Source organism: Pseudomonas sp. WPR_5_2 (assembly GCF_003634475.1).
Taxonomy (GTDB): Bacteria; Pseudomonadota; Gammaproteobacteria; order Pseudomonadales; family Pseudomonadaceae; genus Aquipseudomonas; species Aquipseudomonas izuensis.
In genome coordinates, this window is record NZ_RBLA01000009.1 from 252,945 (window position 1) to 259,105 (window position 6,161).

Here is a 6,161-nt window from a genome sequence, read left to right on the forward strand (position 1 = left end):
CCAGTTCGGGGGCGGTTGTCCACTGAGTTATCCACAGCTTCTGTGGATTGTCCCGAGCGCTTGCTCTAGGACGGGCGTGCCGCGATTTTTTCACCTTTACCTGTAAGAAAAAAAGAGTAGAGTGGCGCGCCTTCCGATCTGCCCACAGTGCTTTATGAAGTTTCGTACACCGTCCGTGTCCTCCACGTCCAAAACATCCCCTGTTGCCCCGCCCAAGCGCTTTTCGATGCGGGTGGCCGAATGGCTGCTGGACAGTCCGCACCTGGGTGAAAACACCAGCGTCAAACACATCGCCGGGCGTTTGCTCAAGCAACCGGCCCGTGAGGGTGTCGTGGCTGCGCAAAGCCGTCTCGGCCAGTTGATGTGCCGTGAGTGCGGCAATGCCAGGGACCGTCGCATCGGCCAGGACCTCTTGCGCCAAGCCGCGCGGGCAGGGGATCTGCGCGCACAACAGGAACTGGGCCGGATCGAAGACTGAGCTGTCCAAGACCTGACGCCTTGGTTAACCTTCAAGCAATACTTCAATGGCAGGAATGGCTATGGCTATGGACTTGACCAGCGCATTGCTCGGTCTGGGGGGCGCTGCTCTGCCGTTACTGGTGGTGGCCTGGCAACTTCAAAGCAGGGTAAGCACGGCACAGGCAGAGACGACGCTTCTGCAAGAGCGCCTTGCCACGGCGCAACTGGCGCAGGATGGCCTGAACGCGCAACTCGAAGCCTGTCGCGATGAAGTAGCCGATCTCGGCCAGGCCAATGCCGCCCGGCAAGCTGACTTGGCGGCGGTACGTCGCGAAGTCGAGCTGCTGCAAATTGAACGCGACGATGCTCGCGACGCCGCCCATGCCTGGAATATCGAGCGTGCTGGCAAAGATGCCGAATTGCGCCGCCTGGATGCCCATGCCGCGTCGCTCAATGCCGAGCTGCGCGAGCAGCAGGAAAGCCATCAGCAGCGCCTCAAAGACCTGCAAGGATCAAGAGATGAGCTGCGTGCGCAGTTCGCCGAACTGGCGGGGAAAATTTTCGATGAGCGAGAGCAGCGTTTCGCCGAAACCAGCCAGCAGCGACTGGGGCAGTTGCTCGATCCATTGAAGGAGCGCATCCAGTCGTTTGAAAAACGCGTCGAGGAAAGTTATCAGGCTGAAGCCCGGGAGCGCTTTTCGCTGGCGAAGGAACTGGAGCGTTTGCAGCAACTCAATTTGCGCCTGAGCGACGAAGCCACCAACCTGACCCGTGCCTTGAAGGGGCAGAAGACCCAGGGTAACTGGGGTGAACTGATTCTGGAGCGGGTGCTTGAACATGCCGGCCTGGAGAAGGGGCGCGAGTATCAGACCCAGGTCAATCTCAAGGGGCCGGACGGCGAGCGTTTCCAGCCGGACGTGATCATCTATCTGCCCGGCGACAAGCAGGTGGTAGTCGACTCCAAAGTCAGCCTCACGGCGTATCAGCAATACGTGGCGGCCGAAGACGAGGGCATCAGCCAGATCGCCATCAAGCAGCACGTATTGTCCCTGCGCAATCACGTCAAAGGTTTGGCCGGCAAGGACTACAAGCGGCTCGATGGCTTGCACAGTCTGGATTTCGTGCTGCTGTTCGTACCGATCGAAGCGGCATTTTCCGCCGCGTTGCAGGCCGAACCGACACTGTTCCAGGAAGCGTTCGACCGCAATATCGTGATCGTCAGTCCGACCACCTTGTTGGCGACCCTGCGCGTTATCGACAGCCTGTGGAAGCAGGAGCGGCAAAGCCAGAACGCCCGGGAAATCGCCGAGCGGGCGGGGTGGCTGTACGATAAATTCGTGTTGTTCATTCAGGATCTGGATGAGGTCGGCAATCGCTTGCAGCAACTGGACAAAGCCTACAGCGCAGCGCGCAACAAGCTGACAGAAGGCCGCGGCAACCTGGTCAGCCGCAGTGAGCAGCTGAAATTGCTCGGGGCGAGAGCGAGCAAAAGCTTGCCAGCGGACTTGCTGGAGCGGGCGATGACGGATGTCGACGGACTGGTCGAATTACCGGAATAACCAGAAAAGCATCGCGAGCAAGCTTTGCTCCCACAGGGTGTGCCCCGAGCTCGCGGCAAGCATCAATCCTGTGGGAGCAAAGCTTGCTCGCGACGGCGTCATTCCTGCCAGCGCAAAACTCAAACCATTACAACGGCAAATGCCGACTCAACAGCGCCCGCAGCGCCGCCGGTTTCACCGGTTTAGCCAGGTAATCCAGTCCGGCTGCATGCACCTGGGCCATGGTCTCCGGACGGCCATCGGCGCTGATCACCACGCCGGGCACCGGTTCGCCCAAGCGAGTGCGCAACCAGGCCATCAATTCAGTGCCCGTTTCGCCATTGTCCAGGTGGTAATCCACCAGGGCCAGTTGCGGCCGCACCCCGTCACCGAGCAGCGCTGCACACTCGTCGCGATTGCGCGCGGTCCAGACCTGGCAACCCCAGCGAGTCAGCAAACTGTTCATACCGATCAGGATGCTGTCTTCGTTGTCGATGCACAGCACCTGCGCACCACTGAGCAATTTGCCATTGAGCTCGGCTGCCTTGGCCGGCAACGTGGCTTGCGTCCGGGCCAGGGGTACGCTGACGCTGAACACGCTGCCGCGCCCGGGCCATGAACGTACGCGCAAGGTATGCCCCAGCACGCGGCACAGTCCGTCGGCAATCGCCAGCCCCAGGCCCAGGCCTTTCTCGGCGCGTGTCTGATGGCTGTCGAGGCGTTTGAATTCTTCGAAAATCACCTGCTGTTTATCTTCCGGAATGCCCGGCCCACGGTCCCAGACCTCCAGGCACAGCTCGCCCTGGCGACGGCGAACCCCCAGCAGCACCGGGCCTTTGGCATAGCGGAAGGCATTGGTCAGGAAGTTCTGCAGGATCCGGCGCAGCAGTTTGATGTCGCTTTCGATGCGCAGCGTGCTGCCCCGCACGCGGAACTCCAGTCCTTGATCCCGTGCCAGTGCCTTGAATTCGGCGCCCAGGGCATCGAACAGCTCATTGAGTGCGAATGGCCTGGCGTCGGGATTGATCTTGCCGTTTTCGAGGCGGGAAATATCCAGCAGATCGCTGATCAGGTCTTCGGCTGAACGCAGTGAGCAGTCCAGGTGCTGCACCAGTTTTTGCGCCTCACCGGACAAGCCATCGTCCTGATGATTGAGCGCGGCGGAGAACAGTCGCGCCGCATTCAAAGGTTGCATCAAGTCATGGCTGACCGCCGCCAGAAAGCGGGTTTTCGACTGGTTGGCCGCTTCTGCGGTGCCCTTGGCCTCGGTCAGGGCCACGTTGAGCTGCGACAGTTCGTGGGTGCGTTCGGCCACTCGTTGTTCGAGGCTTTCGTTGGCTTCGGTCAACGCCTGTTCGGCTTCGCGGAACGGGGTGATGTCGGTGAAGCTCATGACGAAACCGCCGCCCGGCATCGGGTTGCCGATCAGTTCGATCACCCGGCCGTTGGGGAACAACCGCTCGGAAGTATGTGCACGCCCCTGGCGCATCCAGTGCAGGCGGCGGGCGACGTGTACTTCGGCTTCGCCCGGGCCGCACAGGCCGCGCTCGGCGTTGTGGCGAATGATGTCGGCAATCGGCCGGCCGACACTGATCAAGCCATCCGGGTAATTGAACAGTTCCAGGTAGCGACGGTTCCAGGCCACCAGCTTCAGCGACTGGTCGACCACGCTGATGCCTTGGGTGATGTTCTCGATGGCCCCTTGCAGCAGCGCGCGGTTGAATTGCAGGACTTCCGAGGCTTCATCGGCGATGCGTACGACGTCCTCCAGTTGCATTTCCCGACCTTCGATGGCGGCTTTTACCACCGCGCGCGTCGACGAAGCCCCCAGGACACCGGCCAGCAATCGCTCGGTATGGGCGATCCATTCACCGTCGGCGTTCTGGCTCGGATTAAAGCCTTTGCCCTGGCGGTAGGCAAAACGGATAAAGCTCTGGCGGGCGCGCTCTTCACCGACGAAACGGGCGGCCAGTTGCAGCAGATCGTCGATCTGCACCGCCAGCATCGAGCGCGCGCTGGGGCGGGCACTGATTTCCTGGCCAATGAAACGACCGGCCTGCCAGTGTTCCGATACTCGCGTACGTGACAGCACCGAAACCCAGGCGAACAGTGTGAAGTTGCCGGCAAGGGACAGCACCACCCCTTGGGTCAGTGGTGTGATCGGCAGGTTCAGCGGGTTGCTGTGCAGCCAGGCCAGGCCCGGGAAATTGCTCAAGGGCAAGCCGAGGCTGTGGGCGGCGATGGGCAGTATCAGGGTGTAGAACCAGAGGAAGGTGCCGGTGGCTAGGCCGGCGAATACGCCGCGTCGGTTGGCCTGCTTCCAGTACAGCGCACCGAGCATGGCTGGTGCCAATTGCGTCACGGCGGCGAAGGCGATCTGGCCGATGGTCGCCAGGCTCGCGGTCGAGCCCAGCAATCGGTAGCTGACATAAGCCAGCAGCAAAATCACCACGATACTCACGCGGCGCACCGACAGCATCCACTGGCGGAACACTTCGAACGGCCGTTCGGCGTTGTTGCGGCGTAACAGCCATGGCAACAGCATGTCGTTGGAAACCATGGTCGACAGCGCAACACACTCCACGATCACCATGCCGGTGGCCGCCGAAGCGCCGCCGATGAAGGCCAGCAAGGCCAGGGCCGGGTGTGCCTGAGCCAACGGCAGGCTGATGACAAAGGAGTCCGGCAGCACCGAACTCGGCAGCAGCATCTGGCCGGCCAGGGCGATCGGTACGACGAACAATGCCGCGAGGGCGAGGTACGTCGGGAACACCCATTTGGCCAGGCGCAAATCCTGAGGGTCGATGTTTTCCACCACCGTCATCTGGAACTGTCGCGGCAGGCAGATGATCGCCATCATCGCCACCCCGGTCTGTACCACCATCGAAGGCCAGTTAACGGTTTCTTTCCAGTAATCCTCGAGACGCGGGGCGAGCATGGCCTGATTGAACAGGTCATCAAAGCCGTCATACAGCCCGAACGTCACATACGCGCCGACCGCCAGAAACGCGAACAGCTTGACCAGCGATTCGAACGCAATCGCCAGTACCATGCCGCGGTGGTGTTCCGTGGCATCGAGGTTGCGGGTACCGAAGACGATGGTGAACAACGCCAGCACCAGTGACACCACGAGCGCGGTGTCCTGCGCGCGAACCCCCATGGCGTCGGCGCCCGCGCCGATCAGCAGGTTCACCCCGAGGACGATGCCTTTGAGTTGCAAGGCGATGTAGGGCAGAACGCCGACCAGGCAAATCAGCGCCACCACCACCGCCAGCGATTGGGATTTGCCGTAGCGAGCGGCGATGAAGTCGGCAATGGAGGTGATGTTTTCCTGCTTGCTGATCATCACCATCTTTTGCAGGACCCACGGGGCTCCGATCAGCAGCAGGATCGGCCCGAGGTAGATCGGCAGGAATGACCAAAGCTGCTCCGCCGCCTGACCCACGGCGCCAAAGAATGTCCAGCTGGTGCAATAGACGGCCAGCGACAGGCTGTACACCCACGCACGCATCCGCGGCGGCAACGGCGTGCTGCGACGGTCGCCGTAAAAGGCGATGGCGAACATGATGGCCATATAGGCCAGGGCGACGGCGGCAATCAGCCCGCTGGACAGCGACATGGGAACTCCACACAACCAAAGACATCCGGACCTCCCGCCCGGACAGACAGTCTCGCACGATGGCAGGGGTTAGTCAGTGTCGACCAAGGTCGTGGCGTGGCGGGGTGTCGCAGTGTTGCGTTCAGCCGGATTTGCGGTGCCGGTGCGGGCCTCTTCGCGAGCAGGCTCGCTCCCACAGTTAAAAATGCATTCCATCGTGGGAGCGAGCCTGCTCGCGAATGGCGGTGTCACTGACTCAATGCAATCGCGATCAACCGATGCAATTCCTCGACTTCCAGCGGCGCCTCGGAAAACAGAATGCGAAACACGATAGGCGCCGCCACCAGATTGATCAGCCGATCGACGCTGGGCGTGGGCTCCCACAGTTGAATTGCATTCCATCGTGGGAGCGAGCCTGCTCGCGAATGGCGGTGTCACTGACTCAATGCAATCGTGATCAACCGATGCAATTCCTCGACTTCCAGCGGCGCCTCGGAAAACAGAATGCGAAACACGATAGGCGCCGCCACCAGATTGATCAGCCGATCGACGCTGGGCGTGGGCTC

General features: G+C 61.4%; 4 protein-coding genes and 1 pseudogene (1 of these 5 only partly in view). 2 read left to right on the top strand and 3 right to left on the bottom strand.

The window, feature by feature from the left end; translation table 11 throughout:
• Positions 1-154 precede the first annotated feature (154 nt).
• Positions 155-478, top strand: coding sequence for a sel1 repeat family protein (locus BJ917_RS28100; protein WP_121105653.1), 324 nt, complete (start codon positions 155-157; stop codon positions 476-478).
• A 61-nt stretch (positions 479-539) separates the two neighbouring features.
• A complete protein-coding gene (rmuC, locus tag BJ917_RS28105; RefSeq protein ID WP_121105655.1) occupies positions 540-2,018 on the top strand; it encodes a DNA recombination protein RmuC in 1,479 nt (492 codons plus the stop codon).
• A 127-nt stretch (positions 2,019-2,145) separates the two neighbouring features.
• Here rmuC and BJ917_RS28110 read toward each other — a convergent pair whose 3' ends face one another.
• From BJ917_RS28110 to BJ917_RS28120, 3 genes and pseudogenes are all read right to left on the bottom strand, one after another.
• On the bottom strand, positions 2,146-5,616 hold the full coding sequence (locus BJ917_RS28110) for a hybrid sensor histidine kinase/response regulator (protein ID WP_121105657.1): 3,471 nt from the start codon (positions 5,614-5,616) through the stop codon (positions 2,146-2,148).
• A 227-nt stretch (positions 5,617-5,843) separates the two neighbouring features.
• Positions 5,844-5,975, bottom strand: a pseudogene (locus tag BJ917_RS32445) (TetR family transcriptional regulator); the annotation flags it as partial.
• Positions 5,976-6,029: 54 nt separating this feature from the next.
• Positions 6,030-6,161, bottom strand: the end of a protein-coding gene (locus BJ917_RS28120; RefSeq protein WP_121105659.1) for a TetR family transcriptional regulator. 510 nt of this gene lie beyond the right edge of the window; only the last 132 of its 642 coding nucleotides appear in the window; its start codon lies off the right edge, out of view; the stop codon is at positions 6,030-6,032.